16 protein-coding genes are annotated in these 16,975 nt (G+C 56.3%); 2 read left to right on the top strand and 14 right to left on the bottom strand.

Translation table 11 applies throughout. From position 1 onward, the window contains the following. Positions 1-65: 65 nt before the first annotated feature. The 11 genes from gstA to ydgT all read right to left on the bottom strand — a co-directional run bounded on the left by gstA (position 66) and on the right by ydgT (position 10,054). Complete coding sequence (gstA, locus tag F3J28_RS07775; protein WP_166874700.1) at positions 66-668, bottom strand: glutathione transferase GstA; 603 nt, start codon at positions 666-668, stop codon at positions 66-68. 109 nt (positions 669-777) lie between these two features. After that, positions 778-2,283: a dipeptide/tripeptide permease DtpA gene (gene dtpA / locus F3J28_RS07770; RefSeq protein ID WP_166874697.1), complete on the bottom strand. Its 1,506-nt coding sequence runs from the start codon at positions 2,281-2,283 to the stop codon at positions 778-780. Between the two features lie 607 nt (positions 2,284-2,890). Further along, positions 2,891-3,526 (bottom strand): endonuclease III, encoded by a 636-nt coding sequence (nth, locus tag F3J28_RS07765; RefSeq protein ID WP_008456428.1) that lies wholly within the window; start codon positions 3,524-3,526, stop codon positions 2,891-2,893. Continuing rightward, on the bottom strand, positions 3,526-4,215 hold the full coding sequence (locus tag F3J28_RS07760; RefSeq protein ID WP_008456427.1) for an electron transport complex subunit E: 690 nt from the start codon (positions 4,213-4,215) through the stop codon (positions 3,526-3,528). Before F3J28_RS07760 ends, nth begins: the two co-directional genes overlap by 1 nt. Continuing rightward, positions 4,212-4,838 (bottom strand): electron transport complex subunit RsxG, encoded by a 627-nt coding sequence (gene rsxG, locus F3J28_RS07755; RefSeq protein WP_039302429.1) that lies wholly within the window; start codon positions 4,836-4,838, stop codon positions 4,212-4,214. Before rsxG ends, F3J28_RS07760 begins: the two co-directional genes overlap by 4 nt. Before the next feature lie 9 nt (positions 4,839-4,847). Then, positions 4,848-5,900, bottom strand: coding sequence for an electron transport complex subunit RsxD (gene rsxD / locus F3J28_RS07750; protein WP_166874694.1), 1,053 nt, complete (start codon positions 5,898-5,900; stop codon positions 4,848-4,850). After that, positions 5,901-8,072, bottom strand: coding sequence for an electron transport complex subunit RsxC (rsxC, locus tag F3J28_RS07745; protein WP_166874691.1), 2,172 nt, complete (start codon positions 8,070-8,072; stop codon positions 5,901-5,903). Beyond that, positions 8,065-8,643, bottom strand: a complete 579-nt coding sequence (rsxB, locus tag F3J28_RS07740; protein WP_166874689.1) for an electron transport complex subunit RsxB — start codon at positions 8,641-8,643, stop codon at positions 8,065-8,067. The genes rsxC and rsxB overlap by 8 nt, the downstream gene beginning before the upstream one ends. Next, entirely contained in the window at positions 8,643-9,224 is a 582-nt protein-coding gene (gene rsxA / locus F3J28_RS07735; RefSeq protein WP_008456422.1) for an electron transport complex subunit RsxA, read from the bottom strand. Before rsxA ends, rsxB begins: the two co-directional genes overlap by 1 nt. Positions 9,225-9,301: 77 nt before the next feature. Further along, entirely contained in the window at positions 9,302-9,742 is a 441-nt protein-coding gene (locus F3J28_RS07730) for a DUF2569 family protein (RefSeq protein WP_008456421.1), read from the bottom strand. A gap of 78 nt (positions 9,743-9,820) precedes the next feature. After that, on the bottom strand, positions 9,821-10,054 hold the full coding sequence (ydgT, locus tag F3J28_RS07725) for a transcription modulator YdgT (protein WP_008456420.1): 234 nt from the start codon (positions 10,052-10,054) through the stop codon (positions 9,821-9,823). Positions 10,055-10,393: 339 nt separating this feature from the next. Between ydgT and F3J28_RS07720 the strand changes: the two genes are divergently transcribed. Further along, on the top strand, positions 10,394-11,434 hold the full coding sequence (locus tag F3J28_RS07720; RefSeq protein ID WP_008456419.1) for an oxidoreductase: 1,041 nt from the start codon (positions 10,394-10,396) through the stop codon (positions 11,432-11,434). Between the two features lie 35 nt (positions 11,435-11,469). On the opposite strand, the gene F3J28_RS07715 is transcribed toward F3J28_RS07720, so the two are convergent. Then, the gene (locus tag F3J28_RS07715) at positions 11,470-13,185 is read right to left on the bottom strand and encodes a ShlB/FhaC/HecB family hemolysin secretion/activation protein (protein WP_166874686.1); all 1,716 of its coding nucleotides are present in this window, start codon (positions 13,183-13,185) and stop codon (positions 11,470-11,472) included. A gap of 89 nt (positions 13,186-13,274) precedes the next feature. Continuing rightward, positions 13,275-14,456, bottom strand: a complete 1,182-nt coding sequence (locus F3J28_RS07710; RefSeq protein ID WP_205247143.1) for a collagen-like triple helix repeat-containing protein — start codon at positions 14,454-14,456, stop codon at positions 13,275-13,277. Positions 14,457-14,901: 445 nt separating this feature from the next. Here F3J28_RS07710 and F3J28_RS07705 point away from each other — a divergent pair, with 445 nt between their 5' ends. Beyond that, positions 14,902-15,900, top strand: a complete 999-nt coding sequence (locus tag F3J28_RS07705; RefSeq protein ID WP_166874683.1) for a bile acid:sodium symporter family protein — start codon at positions 14,902-14,904, stop codon at positions 15,898-15,900. Positions 15,901-15,918: 18 nt separating this feature from the next. Here F3J28_RS07705 and add read toward each other — a convergent pair whose 3' ends face one another. Continuing rightward, positions 15,919-16,920, bottom strand: a complete 1,002-nt coding sequence (add, locus tag F3J28_RS07700) for an adenosine deaminase (RefSeq protein ID WP_008456411.1) — start codon at positions 16,918-16,920, stop codon at positions 15,919-15,921. Positions 16,921-16,975: the final 55 nt, after the last annotated feature.

Below are 16,975 nucleotides of genomic sequence, written 5' to 3'. Positions count from 1 at the left end.
CCTATTCTTTTACCGAACTGACTGGTATCACTTCTCTCGCCGACGTTTTGCTATCCAGGTCTGATTTAAATCCCTTCGGCGGTCAGCGCCGCAGATACCGCCGGGCGCGCCTTCATGCGCTCAACGTAGGCTTCGATATTTGTCAGCCCGGCCAGATCCAGCTTCAGGCCATAGGCCCAGCGCAGCACGGTAAACAGATAGGCATCCACCACGGTGAAGCGGGTCCCCATCAGCCACTGCTTATCCTGCAGCGACTCGTTCACATAGTGGAATTTCTTCTCCATCTGCTTGCGAACCACGGCCTTGAACTCTTCAGGGGTTGCCGGGTTGAACAGCGGAGAAAAGCCTTTATGCAGCTCGGTTGCCACATAGTTCAGCCACTCCAGCGTGTGGTAGCGAGTCATGCTGCCTGCTGGAGCCAGCAGATGGCGATCGGGCACTTTATCCGCCAGGTATTGCACGATAGCCACGCCCTCGGTCAGCAGAGAGCCGTCATCCAGTACCAGAGCGGGCACTTGTCCTTTGGGGTTAATGGCGAGAAAATCGTCACCGTTTTCGGTGCGCTTGGTCGCGAGGTCAACTTTCACCAGCGAAAAGTCCAGGCCAGATTCACGCAGGATAATGTGTGGGGAGAGGGAACAGGCACCGGGCTTGAAATACAGTTTCATGACGAACTCCTTTAGGGCGCTAAGATAACTTATGTTAGTGCGGACACCGGGAAAAAAAAAGCCGCCAGCTGTGAGGCCGGCGGCTAAATAATCATTTTTCCTGGAGAAATTACGCGGTAGCGGTTTCGTTAACCTTTTCGGCTTTGTCTTCGCTCAGCGTCATGCGGTTCAGCTTCGGCGCGGTCAGCAGCATCAGCACGGCAATCACGCCGGTGACGATACCGATCTGCATGAAGACACGACCGTAGACTTCCAGAGACTGCAGCGGGTCAGTCACGTTTTCCGGCACCGCCATCAGGCCTGCAACTTTACCGGCGATGATTGCTGCACCCGCAGTCGTCAGGAACCAGCTGCCCATGATGAAGCCCATCAGGCGCTGTGGTACCAGCTGTGCCACCATTGCGAGGCCCAGACCGGAGATCATCAGCTCACCAATACTCTGCAGCGCATAGCTCAGAATCAGCCAGTTTACGGACACAATACCCGCTTCGTTAGCGAACTTCGCGCCAACCGGCAGAACCAGGAAGGCGAAAGAGCACAGCACCATCCCGATGGCGAACTTGTGCGGCATCGGCAGGCGGTCGCCCATTTTGTTGTAGATAGCGGCGAGAATCGGGCTACCAATCATGATCCAGAACGGGTTCAGCGCCTGGAACTGCTCGGCTTCGAAAGTGATGCCCAGAATTTCGTGGCCCACGTTGCGAATAGCGAAGAAGTTCAGGGAGGTTGGCATCTGGCTGTAAAGCACGAAGAAGACGATAGCTTCAACCATCAGGATGAAGGCCACGATCATCTTGCGGCGAGCCGCGCCTTTCATCGCAAAAGCTTCTTTCGCGAAGATCAGAACGATACCCAGAGCCACAACGCCCAGCACGGCGCGAGCAATGCCCTGGTTGTGCAGCAGCCAGGTTGCCACGGCAATAAGCACTACAACGCCCGCGATGGTGGCCATCAGCTTACCGAAGTGCACCGGTGCGAAGTCAGGTTTAGAGCCATAGTTCTTCACCCACTTCTTACAGAAGATGAAGTTCACCAGGGTAATCAGCATGCCCACGAAGCTCAGGGAGAACGCGGTGCTCCAGCCATACTGCGCCGCAAGCCATGGAGTGGCGAGCATAGAGAAGAAGGAGCCGATGTTAATGGACATGTAGTACATGGTGAATGCACCGTCCAGACGCGGGTCGTCTTTCTCATAGCAGGTTGACAGCAGCGCGGAAGGGTTAGCCTTGAACAGGCCGTTACCTACGGCGATGGTTGCCATACCGATATACACCACGCTCACGTCGTGGCCGGAGTAGGCCACAAGGGCGTAGCCGATAGCCAGTACGACGGTACCAAGCATGATAACGCGTTTGGTGCCGAGGACTTTATCGCCCAGCCAGCCGCCAATCGCGACCAGGCCATAAACAAGGGCGCTAAAGGAGGAGAACAGCGTGATGGAGTCCGCTTCGGACATGCCCAGCATTTTGACCAGGTAAACGGCCATGATGCCTTGCAGGCCGTAATAGCCGAAACGCTCCCAGAGTTCGATAGAGAAAATCAGGTAGAACGATTTAGGTTGCTTAAAGGCGTTTAGACTAACGCTTTCTGCTGGTTCTTTGTTTGCAGTCGACACATATACCTCTTTTTTTACATCCCGCTTTAATTAAGGGGCTTGCTTATGTCTTACCGCATGGGTAAGCATTTTTCTTGTTATTAGGAAGGAAAAACGGGGGGTAATGTTCACTATCCAGGGGTTGCAGGCAAGGGGTTTGTAATGATCTGTTACATATATCCCAGGCGAGATAATACGCCATTAGATGAATTGTTATTCAGCGTTAAATTTTACCAATTCATTTATTAACGATTTTTTGTCTTTTTTCAAAGCGATTTTTTAACATTATAGTTATATGTTCTGCTTTGAAAGCCTAAATGCAGTGTTAATGACCACAATATTCAATATGCCTGGCCTATTGTATTACCGTAGATCCATTATTGCTAACGATAGCAAGGCCTTAATGGCGTTTTAGTTACCATTTTGCAACCTCAAGTTATCAAAGTGATGCAGATCACAAATTTATAGAAATTTCTTATCGCAAAAAAACGATTAACCTGGTGAGCCGATTATTGAGCGGACAATATAAAATCATCCCGCGTTATTTCCGGCATAAAAGTGTGCAAAAAGGGCGTTTATAAGGCAGGGAAGTACAGAGGAAGCCCGAGGCTGGCCCCGGGTGAGGCGATCAGGCGTCAACCTTCTCTTTGAATTCACAGAGATCTTCGATAATGCACGAGCCACAGCGCGGCTTGCGCGCGATGCAGGTATAGCGACCATGGAGGATCAGCCAGTGATGGCAGTCGACCTTAAATTCTGCCGGAACCACCTTCAGCAGTTTTTCCTCTACCTGCTCGACGTTTTTCCCGGCAGCAAACTGAGTGCGGTTACACACCCGGAAGATATGGGTATCGACGGCAATCGTTGGCCAGCCGAAGGCCGTGTTCAGCACGACGTTGGCGGTTTTACGGCCTACGCCCGGCAGCGCCTCAAGCGCCGCCCGGTCCTCAGGGACTTCGCCACCGTGCAGGTCAAGCAGCATGCGGCAGGTTTTGATCACATTCTCCGCTTTGCTGTTAAACAGGCCGATGGTTTTGATGTACTCCTTTACGCCGTCTACCCCAAGCGCCAGCATCGTCGCCGGGGTATTGGCGACAGGGTACAGCTTTGCCGTCGCCTTGTTGACGCTGACGTCGGTGGCCTGAGCGGAAAGCAGAACCGCAATCAGCAGCTCAAAAGGGCTGCTGAAATTGAGTTCGGTTGTCGGATGAGGATTGTTGTCTCTCAGGCGGGTGAGGATCTCAACGCGCTTGCTGTTATTCATTAAGCCTTCTCTGCATTGCCAGCTACGGCGGCGGCGCTTTCGCGGGCGCGACGTGCCTTCATTTTTTCATCAATGAGGTATTTTATCGCCAACAGCATACCCAGGCCAATAAAGGCGCCCGGCGGCAGCATGGCGAGCAGGAAAGGTGTGTCGGTATGGAAGACTTCAATGCGCAGCACTTTCGCCCAGTTGCCAAGCAGGCCGTCCGCGCCGTCAAACAGGGTGCCGTTACCAATAATCTCGCGAATGGAGCCTAAAACAAACATTGCGCTGGTCGCGCCCAGCCCGGTGGCAAACCCATCCAGCGCGGCATAAGGCACGCTGGCTTTTGCCGCGTAGGCTTCGGCTCGCCCGACGACGATACAGTTGGTGACGATGAGCGGGATAAAGATCCCCAGCGACTGGTAGAGCCCAAATGCATAAGCGTTGATCAGCATCTGCACGATACTGACTACCGAGGCGATGATCAGCACGTACACCGGAATACGAATCTCAGCGGGCACCCAGCGGCGCAGGGCGGAAATTGTCCCGTTGGTCAGCGTCAGTACCAGCGTGGTCGCCAGCCCAAGCCCGAGGGCGTTGGTGGCGGTGGAGGTGACGGCCAGCAGCGGGCAAAGGCCCAGCAGCTGAACCAGCGCCGAGTTATTTTTCCACAGCCCGTTTACCAGGACGCGTTTTGTTTCGCTCATTGTTGTTCTCCACAGGCCGGCAATTCGTTGAGCTGCGCGGGCAGGGTTTCTGCAAACAGGCCAGCGCGCTTAACGGCATTGACTACCGCGCGCGGGGTAATGGTTGCCCCGGTAAATTGCGTGAACTGCCCGCCGTCTTTTTGGACCGCCCAGCTCGGGTCATTGCTGCCCTGAATGCGTTTGTTAGCAAAGTGGGTGATCCAGTCGCTGAGGCGCAGTTCTATTTTATCCCCAAGCCCCGGCGTTTCGTGGTGTTCGGTCACGCGGGTACCGAGGATGGTGCCGTTAAAATCGGCGGCAACCAGAATCTGTATAGCACCAGAATAGCCATCCGGCGCGGTGGCTTCCATGACAACGGCAACGGGCTTATCGCCTTTACGCGCCACATAAATATGTCGGGCGCCTTTGCCTAGCGGGGAGTCCTTCACCACCAGGCAGCTGTCCTGAATAGGGTTATCGTAGACGTCATCGGCAATCACCTGATCAAATAACATTTTTTGCTGCAGCGCCGATTGCTGGGCAATTGTCGGTTTGGTGAGTTCGTTGACCAGCGCCGTCAACCCGGTAAACAGAGCGGCAAACAGCGCCAGGGCTACGCCATGCTTTTGCATTGTTTTAAACATAGCGTCTCCTTAGCGGTGGCCGTACGCGCGAGGGCGTGTGTAGTAGTCGATCAGCGGCACGGTAATATTACCCAGCAGCACGGCGAACGCCACGCCGTCCGGGTAGCCGCCGTAAGTACGAATCAGCCAGACCAGCAGGCCAACGAGCGCCCCGAAAATCAGTCGTCCACGGTTGGTCGTTGAGGCGGTGACCGGGTCAGTCAGGATAAAGAACGCGCCGAGCATGGTCGCACCGGAGAACAGATGCACCATCGGCGACAGGCATTTTTCCGGGGCAATAACCCAGCCGAGCGTGGAGCAGACGACCAAAGCCACCAGGAAGCCCGCCGGGATATGCCAGCGAATGGTGCCGCGCCACAGCAGAAACAGACCGCCCGCCAGATAAGCCAGGTTAACCCACTGCCAGCCGAGGCCCGCCAGCGCGCCGCCATAGATTGGCGCACTCAGAAGTTGCTCCGCGGAGTGTCCCGCGTGCAGACCGGTTTTGAAGGTGTCCAGCGGCGTGGCCTGGCTGATGCCGTCCACGCCCATGCGCAGCGTATCCATGGTACCGCCTGTGGCGGTTGCGCCGTGGAAAATCACCTGCAGGCTGTCAACAAAACCCGGTACGTTGGCGGCAATGGACTGCGGCGGCAGCCAGGAGGTCATCTGCACCGGGAAAGCAATCAGCAGCACAACGTAGCCAATCATCGCCGGGTTAAACGGGTTATTGCCAAGGCCGCCATAAAGCTGCTTGGCAATGATGATGGCAAACACCATCCCGACAACCACCATCCACCATGGCGCGAGAGGCGGAATACTGATCCCCAGCAACAGGCCGGTGAGCAGCGCCGAGTTATCGGCAAGGTGGTTTTGTACGGATTTTTTGCGCAGACGTAGCACCAGCGCTTCGGCGACCATAGCGCTGACGATCCCCAGTACAACCTGAATCAGCGTTCCCCAGCCAAACCAGTACCACTGCATCGCGATGCCGGGCAGGGCAGCGAGACAAACCAGCATCATAATCCGCGCGGTGCTGCGCTGATTATGGGTAAACGGGGAGCTTGCGATTTTAAAAACCATTTATTCCTCTGGAGACATCTGAGCGGCTTTACGCGCCTGAACGCGGGCAATTGCCGCAGCCACTGCAGCTTTGCGTGGATCTTGTTCTTCTTGTGGGGCTGATTGTTCGCTTTCCGCTTTCTGCGCCGCTTTGCGAGCTTTGGCTCGGGCAATGGCAGCTTCAACGGCGGCTTTGCGCGGGTCAACGGCTTCTGGCTCAACGGCCGCTGCCTCAGGGTTTTCTGCGTTTTGTGCGGCTTTGCGGGCCTTGGCTCGGGCAATGGCAGCTTCAACGGCGGCTTTGCGCGGGTCAACGGCTTCTGGCTCAACGGCCGCTGCCTCAGGGCTTTCTGCGTTTTGTGCGGCTTTGCGAGCCTTGGCACGGGCAATCGCGGCTTCAACGGCGGCTTTGCGCGGATCAACGGCTTCTGGCTCAACGGCCGCTGTCTCAGGGCTTTCTGCGTTTTGTGCGGCTTTGCGAGCCTTGGCCCGGGCGATCGCGCCTTCAACGGCAGCCTTACGAGGATCGGTTTCGGTGCTGCTCGCCGATTCTGCCTGTTGCGCTTTCTCTGCCTGGCGCGCGCGCGCTTCAGCTTTACGGGCTTCGCGGGCGGCAATCATTTCGCTATTGTCCGGCGTACTGCCGGCTTTCACCACTATAGGTTCGTCGCTGACCTGCGCTTTTTTGCTTTTTACGCGGGCAAGTGCGGCCTGAATGGCATCGTTATCTTTTGCCGTCGGCTGAACCGCAGCATTTTTATGGCGCTCAAGGCGAGCGGCTTTCTCACGCTCCAGCCTTTCCTGACGAGCCTCAAAGCGAGCCTTAGCCTCAACGGTGCGTTTGGCTTCCAGCTCAATCTCACGGATTTCGGCCTTTTCCTGGCGGAAGTACTGCACCAGCGGAATATTGCTTGGGCAAACGTAGGCGCAGGCCCCGCATTCGATACAGTCAGACAGGTTGTAGGCGGTGGCTTTGTCGTGCTGCTGGCCTTTGCTGAACCAGTACAGCTGCTGCGGCAGCAGATCGGCCGGGCAGGAGTCCGCGCAGGCGCTGCAGCGAATACAGCCTTGTTCTTCTTCCTGCTCGCCCATTTCAGCCGGAGACGGGGCCAACAGGCAGTTGGTAATTTTCACTACCGGCACGTCAAGCCACGGCAGGGTGAAGCCCATCAGCGGCCCACCCATAATCACTTTCTGATCCTGTCCTGGGCGGAAGCCCGCAAAACTGAGCAGGTGGCTGACCGGCGTGCCCAGACGCGCCCAGACGTTGCCCGGCTGAGTTATGGATTCACCAGTTAAAGTGACGACACGCTCGGTCAGCGGTTCGCCGTCGACGACCGCACGTTTAATGGCATACGCGGTGCCGACGTTCTGCATAAGAATGCCAATGTCGGACGAACGGCCCCCGTGGGGCACCTGCTTGCCGGTTAAAATCTGCGTCAGCTGCTTGGCGCCGCCGGACGGGTATTTCGTCGGGATGACCCGCAGCTGCATATCGTGGCTATTAGCCAGCACCGCCCGCATCATGGAGATCGCCTGCGGCTTGTTGTCCTCAATGCCAATAAGAATGCGCTGTGGCTTCAGAATATGGGCCAGAATGCGCACGCCTTCGATAATTTGCGCGGCACAGTCCTGCATCAGGCGGTCGTCGGCGGTAATGTAGGGCTCGCATTCGGCGGCGTTCACGATCAGCGTGTCAATTTTATCGCCGCCGCCCTGCAGTTTGCTGCCGGTCGGGAACCCTGCGCCGCCCAGCCCGGCCACGCCGAACTGGTGAATGCGTTCAATAAGGGCTTCACGACTCTGGCAGCGGTAGTCGCTCCAGCCGTCTCGTTCAATCCAGCGGTCCTCACCGTCGGCATCAAGAATGATGCTAAGTTCGGCGAGGGCAGAAGGATGCGCTGTTGAGTGCGGCTCAATAGCCTTAATGGTGCCGGAGGTTGGAGCATGTACCGGCAGCATACGCCCGCGCCCACGGGTCAGAGGCTGGCCGCGCAGCACATAATCACCGGGTTTGACGCACAGTTCACCTTCCGCGCCGATGTGCTGCTTCAGCGGAATCACGAGCTGGGAGGGCAGCGGAACCTGGCGCAGCGGCGTGCCGTTGGACTGGGTTTTCATCTCCGGGGGATGAATGCCGCCGTCAAAGTCCCAAATTCTGTCTTTTTTAAAGCGATTGAAGATATTAAGCATGGTTATCCGCCGGGATCATACGCACCGGGATGGTCTGCAAATCCCATTTCCAGCTTTCGGTCGTCGGGCTGACGGGGATCAGGTCGATGCAGCGGGTAGGGCAAGGGTCGACGCAAAGGTTACAGCCTGTGCACTGGTCACCGATCACGGTATGCATGGCGCGGGTCGCGCCTACAATCGCGTCAACGGGGCAGGCCTGAATGCATTTTGTGCAGCCGATGCAGTTTGCTTCGTCAATCACGGCGAGCATGCGCACCGGCTCTGCGGCGGCGGCGTCGCCGTCAATCGGCTGGGGCTCCACGTTCAGGGCGCTGGCAATCTTCAGCATTACGGCTTCGCCGCCCGGCGCGCAAAGGTTGATTTTCGCGCCCTGGTTGCCAACGGCCTCTGCGTAAGGACGGCAGCCTGGGTAACCGCACTGGCCGCACTGGCTCTGGGGCAGCAGTTCGTCAATGCGGTCAACAATCGGATCTTCTTCTACTTCAAAGCGGCGAGAGGCATAGCCCAGGATCAGGCCGAACAGCAGCCCCATCAGCGTGACCGAAATAATGGCCATCCACAACGTTGTCATCAGAACTTCACCAGCCCGCTAAAGCCCATAAAGGCGAGGGCCATCAGGCCTGCGGTCACCAGCGCGATAGCGTTGCCGCGAAACGGGGCTGGAATATCGGCTACAACCATACGCTCGCGAATGGCCGCGAACAGCACCATCACCAGCGAGAAGCCAAGCGCGGCGGAAAAACCATACACCGCCGACTGCAGGAAGTTATGGCCCAGGTTGATGTTGAGCAATGCCACGCCGAGTACGGCGCAGTTGGTGGTGATCAGCGGCAGGAAGATCCCCAGCAGGCGATAAAGCGCGGGGCTGGTTTTACGCACCACCATTTCGGTGAACTGCACGACAACCGCGATAACCAGGATAAACGCCAGGGTGCGCAGATAGATCAGGTCCAGCGGCACCAGGATAAGTTCGTCAATGATCCACGCAAAAATAGAGGCGAGCGTCATCACGAAGGTGGTCGCCAGCCCCATGCCGATGGCGCTTTCCAGTTTTTTGGAAACCCCCATAAACGGACACAGACCAAGGAACTTCACCAGCACGAAGTTATTGACCAGCACGGTACCCACAAAGAGCAGCAAATAATCTGACATGATTCGACCTGAAACAAAAAAAGCCGCCTATTATCGACGAATCGGCGGGCGGCGACAACGGGCTATCTATAGGGTTATTACGGGTTAATGAAGGTCTGCTTCACTCGCTTCGAACGCTTCAAATAAGGCACCAGTAATGCCGCCGCAAGCAGAGAAGGCAGCAACAGTTGAACCGCGACCTTGTCGCTTACCGGCGAAAATGCGAAGGACTTAATCGCCAGCAGCACGGTGAGCAGCAGCCACAAAATATAATGACGGACCACATTCTGGCGGCGTTTAAAGAACGCGATAGTCAGCCAGAGGGTATAGGCCCACATTGCCATCGCACAGGCGACGGACAGGCTGAACAACAGCGTTGTTTTTGCGTCTGCGCTGCCCAGCGCCTCGCGGGCTGCCGGGGACAAAATCATCATCAGGAAACTTAACAGCGCCACCGAGCTGCTGAGCAACGACATTAGCAGCCAGGCCAAAGGGGCAAGGAGCCAGCCGGCAATGCGCGGGGGTTGGGGCGTCGTCATGTGTCCTCCCGATTTTAAATAAGGTGAATAAAGCGGGGGGATTATAAGGGATTTTGCCGCTAATGCTACCGGCAGCGGCTATACAACGTAACGCCAGACCGTTTTCGGCACGCATCCAAGGTCAAAAAGACGTCCGCCGGAGGCCAGTTCGGCCCTGCGGTGATCGGCCGCGCGGTACATATTCATGATTTCCTGGCTGTCGGTCAGGGTGTAATTCAAGTGATCAAAAAGCTTTTCCAGATTTTCCTGCGAGCTTATTTTGCGGAATTTCATCAGGTAGTCCAGGGCACTGAGAGGTGTTGCATTTTCCATGGTGGGTATCAATTAATCACGGTCGGCGGATTGAGAGGCGATGATAATCGCAAACTCGGTCGCGACTTAGCGCTATTATTACTCGACGGAACAATTAGGAGTTTTCTTTGCAAGATCCAGGAATATCGCGTCCTGGACTACATAAAAATCTCCTTAATTTTAATTTACCCTGGCCGTTCGGGCTAAATGAAGACTGTTATTTAAAGCCATAATAACTGTCAGGATGATTAGCAATAATGGCGGTCTTATGCCTGGGCAATGCGCAATCCAGAAACTTGTGGTTGTCGCCCACCGGGGGATAAGGTGAAATGCCGGAGTTCATTAAAGAGAGGAAAACACATGAGTGATACCATCCGCGTCGGGCTTATCGGTTACGGTTATGCCAGCAAGACTTTTCATGCGCCGCTGATTTCCGGTACGCCAGGAATGATCCTCGCCGCAGTTTCCAGTAGCGATGCTGAAAAAGTACACGCTGACTGGCCGGGGATGACGGTCGTGTCCGATCCTCAGCACCTGTTTAAAGATCCCGCCATCGATCTGATTGTCATTCCTACCCCGAATGACACCCACTTCCCGCTGGCTAAAGCTGCGCTGGAAGCCGGAAAACATGTCGTCGTTGATAAGCCTTTCACCGTCACGCTATCCCAGGCGCGGGAGCTGGATGCGCTGGCTAAAAAGCTCGGCCTGCTGCTGTCCGTGTTCCACAACCGCCGTTGGGATAGCGACTTCCTGACGGTGAAAAATTTGCTGGCGGAAGGGACGCTCGGCGAAGTGGCCTATTTTGAATCCCACTTTGACCGCTACCGCCCGCAGGTACGTAACCGCTGGCGTGAACAGGCGGGCGTCGGCAGCGGTATTTGGTACGATCTTGGGCCGCATCTGCTCGATCAGGCCATCACTCTGTTTGGGCTGCCAGTCAGCCTGACCGTGGACCTCGCGCAGCTTCGCGCCGGGGCGCAGGCGACCGACTACTTCCACGCCGTGCTGGCTTATCCGCAGCGTCGTGTCGTGCTGCATGGCACGCTGCTGGCGGCGGCGGAAACGGCGCGTTACATCGTGCACGGCACGCGTGGGAGCTACATTAAATACGGCCTTGATCCGCAGGAGGATCGCCTGAAAGCGGGCGAACGACTGCCACAGGAAGACTGGGGTTACGACATGCGCGACGGCGTGCTGACCCTGGCACAGGGCGAGATAATGGACGAGCAGACGCTACTGACCGTGCCGGGTAACTATCCGGCTTATTATGCGGGAGTGCGTGATGCTCTGGCCGGGAAAGGTGAGAACCCTGTCCCGGCAGCCCAGGCGATTCAGGTCATGGAACTGATTGAGCTGGGCATCGAGTCTGCGAAAAAGCGCGCGACGCTGAACCTTGTCTGAGAATGCCCCTCACCGCGCCCGGTGAGGGTTAACCGTTAATGCAGATTGTTAAAGTTGTAGGTGAAGGTCAGGCTGAAGCGGACATCGCGGCGGCTACTGTCGCTGGGTAAATCAGCCAGTGGCCTCGCCGCCTCAACGGAGACAGAATAGTGGCGGCTGTCGCCCACCGTTACGCCGGTTGCAATCGAGGCCAGGCGCTGGTGACGGAAGCCCGGCTGATTGAACCAGGTCTGGGCGGTATCGGCCACGACATAGGGCTGTACCGTGTTAATCCACACGCCTTGATCGAGACTATGGAGATAGCGCATTTCAACCTGCCCGCCGTAGCCGTAATCTCCGCTGGCCTCGCCGTCAGGATATCCCCGGCCAAAACGCTGCGCCCCGAAGCTTACGCGCTCGGCTTCGGGCAAATTATTGTTCGACCAGTCCCCCTCCAGCGACGTACTCAATCGCCATTTAGGCGCGACCAGCCAGGCGGCATCGACGTTGCCCTTCCAGCGCGTAAAATTGAGATTAGTGTTTAATCCCGGCGTGACGCTGGCCCCAAAGGCATCAATACCCTTGCGCAGGGTCAGGCGTGCGCTCCAGTTGGCGGTGTCGTACTCGCGGTAGCCCCAGGCCGAAAACTCTGCCGCCGGGTAGCGAGCGCGCTGGCTGACGCCGGGCAAATCAATGGTATTGCCGAAGCCGCTGGCGCGCAGCGCATAATCATCGCGCTTATCGACATAATCCAGCCCGCCGCTGACCGAAAACTGCTTCTTGCGCTCAAGCAGCAGCGGGTAGCTGAAGGCTATTCCCCCGGTGTACTGGGTGGTTTTTTCCTTTGCATCGATAGCAATGTTCTGCGGCAAATAAAGCAGCGGCGTGTAGTCGCTGGGGTTTTCACGATAGAAGCTGCCTTTCAACTGCATCAGCAGGCCGTTATCGGTGAGGTATTGCTGATAGTTGGCCCCAAAGTAGGTTTTTTTCGTGCTGCTATCCAGCGGCACCAGCGTGGCAAGCCCCAGCTGATCGCCGTGGCTGGTGAGGTTGCTGAGCGTGCCGTTAATCAGGGCCAGGTTTGAGCCTTTGCGCGTGTCTATCGTGGAGGAAATATCCCAGATATGCGGCTGCGTGGCGTCGACTTTCATATCCGCCGCGCCGTAAATGTTGTTAGGTAGCGCGGCATTGGCCTCCACTTTTGTCGCCGGCGTGCGCTGCATCAGCAGGCTGTAGCGGTCAAATGTGGCCTGGCTGAGGGGTTTTTCATTCATCATTAGCGCCGACAAACGGCTTAAGCGTTCGCCCGTATTAGCGTTATCGCTTTTGATGTTGCTGTGCGCAATATAGCCTTCAACCAGCACAATACGCACCGTGCCATCATGGAAATTGTCGCTCGGCAGGTAAGCGTAGGACAGCGGCAGGCCATCCTGCTGATAGCGCTGGGTAATGTTGTTGGTCAACGTTATCAACTGGGCCAGCGGGACTGTTTTGCCGACCAGCGGCATAAACGGCTGAACCAGCGAGTCGAGTTTATAGCGCGTGCCGCCAATAAACTGCAGATGTTTCACCGTAATCGGCGTCCGCGGGGTTAACTGCGGAGCCGGCAGCGGGGTTTTTACTTCTGGCTGCTTTTGCGGGGCAGCAGGTATGGCCAGAGAACGAGCAGCTTTTGCGGGGTTGTTAGGGTCGATAAGCGTGGGGGACATATCGGCATAGCTGATACTCAGCGTAGCGCCATAAAGCAACACGATACCCAGACGAGTGTCCATAGTGATCTCCCTTAACTGCGCAGCGAAGAAGATGCTGTGAAAAAAGTGCTCCCGCCGTTACCACGGGAGCACATGTGTCATAGTGAGCACTATTTGGTTTTCAAAAGACCGCTGACCGCGCCGGTAAGCCCGACTTGCTGGCCTGAACTTGTGCTACTGCCTGTCGCACTGGCGTTGACATTGGTGGTTAGCGAAGAGGTCAGGCCGCTCACTGTGGTGCCAAGGCCGGTCACCAGGCCATTGCCCCCCACGCCGAGCGAGCCAGAAGCCCCCGCTGAAACGGAGCCTGAGCTGCTGCCGGTTTGCACTGGTTTCACCAGCGCTCCGCTGTCAGTCACCACCTGCCCGGTATTCTGGACAACCTGCCCCAGGCCGCCGAGAGATGGATTGCTGCCGCTTATATTGGTCCCCAGACCGCTGACGGCTCCCCCTGTGGTGGTCAGCAGGTTACTGACAGGCGTACCTAGCCCGGTAGCCCCGCCCACGGCCTGAGTGGCTTTCTGCGTATCTGAAAGGGTGGTGTTAACCAGCCCCGTAGAGCCGGTTGTCAGGTTGGACACCCCAGGGCTTTGTACAGTTTGAGTCAGGGCATTCCCTGTACCGGTCACGACCTGGCCCGCAGTATTGACCAGTCCACCTGCGGCACCTGTTACCCCGCCGACTGGCGTATTGGCTGTGGAGCTTGCGAGATTAGTCCCGACTGCTGAAACGGTCGTCCCAAGGCCAGATACGGCATTGGTAGCGCCGGTCACGGTGGTCCCCACGCCATTCGGATTATTGGCAGTGCCAAGACCGTTCACTACGCCGTTGCCGACGGTTGAAATGGCGCTGCCGGTACCGCCCGCGGCCACGGCAACCGTGGAGGTGACAGGATTATTCACCGGTAACTGAGAAGCTACGCCGCTGACGGTACTGCCAACGCCGCTTACGACGCCGCCGGCATCGCCGATAATGTTATTACCTGCACTATTAGCGACGGTTGTTCCGCCTCCTGTGCCTCCACCAGTTCCACTTCCGCCCGAACCGCCACTGGTTCCAGTACCTGTACCTGTTCCAGTACTGCCACCCGAGCCGGTTCCTCCACCGGAACCGCTACTCCCCGAGCCGCTACCGCCATTGCTTGCGGTGTCTGTGCCCGTGGTGCCGGCAGACCCGGCTGTTTTCGCCGTATTGTGCGAACTCCCGCCGCCGCCGCTACAGGCCGACAGGGAGAAGGCAAGAAGTACCGCCATCGCAATAGCGCTGAGGCGGCCAAAGTTATTTGAGCGCATAGCAATACTCCACTATTAGCACGCCGGACGGCGTATTAATAAGTGTATGGCGTATTTGAGTCACTGCCACATCACGGCTCATATAATATGAATTTAAATTTCCAAATGGGATTTTTGTCGTATTTCTGCATTTTGAAACTGAATGGTTTTGATATTAAATTTTTAATTATCATTAAGTTGTATTTTTACCAAAAGGTAAAAAAATTTTTATGGCAATTACCTTGATTTACGATGAAATGTCTTCTTTAAATAGCTATAAAATTAAGCCGTGCTGTATTCATATTTTAGTTTCAGTTTCGCTTAATTGCTGACGTTTCGCTTTAAGATAAAGCGATATGAACCCACTGTGCATTTTTTGGAAGTTTGCAGAATTGTTAACTCGCCAGCGCGGCCGATTTGTTGCAAAGTAACAGCCAAAATGATGTCTGTCGGGTAGAGGAACAGGATGGGTTGGCTACAAAAACTAAAAATTGATAATTTTTTACTGATAATGATTGGCGTGGTGATCGTGGCATCGCTGTTCCCGTGCGAGGGGATAGTGAAAACCGGGTTTGAATACCTGACGACGTTTGCCATCGCGCTGCTCTTCTTTATGCATGGGGCGAAGCTTTCCCGCGATGCCATTGTGGCGGGCATGGGGCACTGGAAGCTTCATTTAGTGGTGTTTCTCAGTACCTTTGCGCTGTTCCCGCTGCTGGGGCTGGCGATGGGCTTTCTCTCTCCGGCTATTCTGAGTCAGCCGCTGTATATGGGCTTCCTCTATCTTTGTGCGCTGCCCGCAACGGTGCAGTCAGCCATCGCCTTTACTTCGGTTGCCGGGGGTAACGTGGCGGCGGCGGTGTGCAGCGCTTCTGCATCCAGCATCCTGGGGATCTTCCTTTCGCCCGTTCTGGTCGGGGCGCTGATGCAGACTCAGGAAGGGACAACCGACACGCTGCATGCCATTGGCAAAATCATTATGCAGCTGATGGTGCCGTTTGTTATCGGGCACCTTTCCCGGCCGCTGATTGGCAAATGGGTGGATCGTCATAAAAAGCTGATTGGCCTGACCGACCGATCGTCCATTTTGCTGGTCGTCTATGTGGCGTTTAGCGAAGCGGTAGTCGAAGGCATTTGGCATCAGGTCAACGGTTTCTCGCTGCTGATGGTGCTGGCCTGCTCGCTGGTGCTGCTGGCGATTGTGCTGGTGGTGAATACGCTGGCGGCGCGCCTGCTGGGCTTTAATACGGCTGACGAGATTACTATCGTGTTTTGCGGGTCGAAGAAAAGTCTGGCCAACGGCGTGCCGATGGCAAATGTGCTGTTCCCGGCAAGTGCGGTAGGGATGATGGTGCTGCCGCTGATGATTTTCCACCAAATCCAGCTGATGGTTTGCGCCGTTCTGGCTCAGCGCTATGCCCGCAAAACGGCCGAACAAAAACGGCAGCTGGAATCCGCATCCTGACGCCAGCCGCCGGTATTTTTACGCCGCCTTAACCTTAGCGATAAGCGCCTGTTTTTCGGCTTCGCTCAGGAACGCAATCTTCAGGCCATTCTCCTGCGCGGTGCGAATGTGCGCCGCGCTGAGGCCGGCCTGAGGTGCCGCGACGTTGTACTCATGAATAATATCGATGCCCTGAACCGCCGGGTCATCGGTATTGATCGTGGCTAAAACGCCGCGATCGAGGAAGGCGATCAGCGGATGTTTGTCCAGGGCCGCAACGGTGCTGGTCTGAATATTCGACGTCAGGCAGGATTCAATCCCGATTTTATGCTCGGCCAGGAAATCCATCAGCGCCGGATCTTCAACCGCTTTTACGCCGTGGCCGATACGCTCCGCGCCCAGCTCGCGGATAGCCTGCCAGATGCTCTCTGGCCCGGCAGCTTCGCCGGCATGCACGGTGATCCGCCAGCCAGCATCCCGCGCACGATTAAAGTGATTCAGGAACAGGCTGCCCGGGAAGCCAAGTTCGTCTCCGGCTAAGTCCAGCGCGGTAATGCTGTCGCGGTGGGCGAGCAGGGCGTTCAGTTCCGCTTCACAGGCGGCTTCACCAAAGGTTCGGCTCATAATGCCGATCAGGCGGGCTTCAACGCCAAAATCGCGGCAGCCCTGGCGTACACCTTCAATTACGGCTTCAACCACGCCGGCCACCGGCAGGTTATGGCTCATCGCCATATAGCCTGGAGAGAAACGCAGCTCCACGTAGTGCAGGCCGTTGCGAGCGGCATCTTCAATATTTTCCCAGGCGACGCGGCGGCAGGCCTCGAGATCGCCCAGCACTTTCACGCCCCAGTCCAGCTTTTGCAGGAAACTGACCAGGTCCGGTGCAGTCTCAACGACCTGAACGTGTGGACGCAGGGTTTCGAGGGTGTTGGCAGGTAAAGATAAATTAAACTGGCGGCCGAGATCGAGGATAGTTTGCGCACGAATATTGCCATCAAGGTGGCGGTGCAAATCGGTTAACGGCAGGGTGGTATCAATCATGGTCGCACTCTTTTTTTGATTAAAGTGCGGCGTATTATAAAAAGAAATGGGGGGT

Origin of the sequence: Enterobacter sp. Ap-1006, assembly GCF_011752835.1 — a bacterium.
Classification (GTDB): Bacteria; Pseudomonadota; Gammaproteobacteria; order Enterobacterales; family Enterobacteriaceae; genus Cedecea.
Note: the sequence above shows the minus strand (reverse complement) of the source record. Positions and strands in the feature narration are given on the sequence as shown.

Excerpts from the sequence above, each read along its gene's own strand:
- nth (WP_008456428.1), bottom strand. The coding sequence starts at position 3,526 with ATGAATAACAGCAAGCGCGTTGAGATCCTCACCCGCCTGAGAGACAAC.
- rsxG (WP_039302429.1), bottom strand. The coding sequence starts at position 4,838 with ATGTTTAAAACAATGCAAAAGCATGGCGTAGCCCTGGCGCTGTTTGCC.
- gstA (WP_166874700.1), bottom strand. The coding sequence starts at position 668 with ATGAAACTGTATTTCAAGCCCGGTGCCTGTTCCCTCTCCCCACACATT.
- F3J28_RS07705 (WP_166874683.1), top strand. The coding sequence starts at position 14,902 with ATGGGTTGGCTACAAAAACTAAAAATTGATAATTTTTTACTGATAATG.
- ydgT (WP_008456420.1), bottom strand. The coding sequence starts at position 10,054 with ATGGAAAATGCAACACCTCTCAGTGCCCTGGACTACCTGATGAAATTC.
- rsxB (WP_166874689.1), bottom strand. The coding sequence starts at position 8,643 with ATGACAACGTTGTGGATGGCCATTATTTCGGTCACGCTGATGGGGCTG.
- F3J28_RS07720 (WP_008456419.1), top strand. The coding sequence starts at position 10,394 with ATGAGTGATACCATCCGCGTCGGGCTTATCGGTTACGGTTATGCCAGC.
- F3J28_RS07760 (WP_008456427.1), bottom strand. The coding sequence starts at position 4,215 with ATGAGCGAAACAAAACGCGTCCTGGTAAACGGGCTGTGGAAAAATAAC.
- F3J28_RS07710 (WP_205247143.1), bottom strand. The coding sequence starts at position 14,456 with ATGCGCTCAAATAACTTTGGCCGCCTCAGCGCTATTGCGATGGCGGTA.
- rsxC (WP_166874691.1), bottom strand. The coding sequence starts at position 8,072 with ATGCTTAATATCTTCAATCGCTTTAAAAAAGACAGAATTTGGGACTTT.
- rsxA (WP_008456422.1), bottom strand. The coding sequence starts at position 9,224 with ATGTCAGATTATTTGCTGCTCTTTGTGGGTACCGTGCTGGTCAATAAC.
- rsxD (WP_166874694.1), bottom strand. The coding sequence starts at position 5,900 with ATGGTTTTTAAAATCGCAAGCTCCCCGTTTACCCATAATCAGCGCAGC.
- F3J28_RS07730 (WP_008456421.1), bottom strand. The coding sequence starts at position 9,742 with ATGACGACGCCCCAACCCCCGCGCATTGCCGGCTGGCTCCTTGCCCCT.
- F3J28_RS07715 (WP_166874686.1), bottom strand. The coding sequence starts at position 13,185 with ATGGACACTCGTCTGGGTATCGTGTTGCTTTATGGCGCTACGCTGAGT.
- add (WP_008456411.1), bottom strand. The coding sequence starts at position 16,920 with ATGATTGATACCACCCTGCCGTTAACCGATTTGCACCGCCACCTTGAT.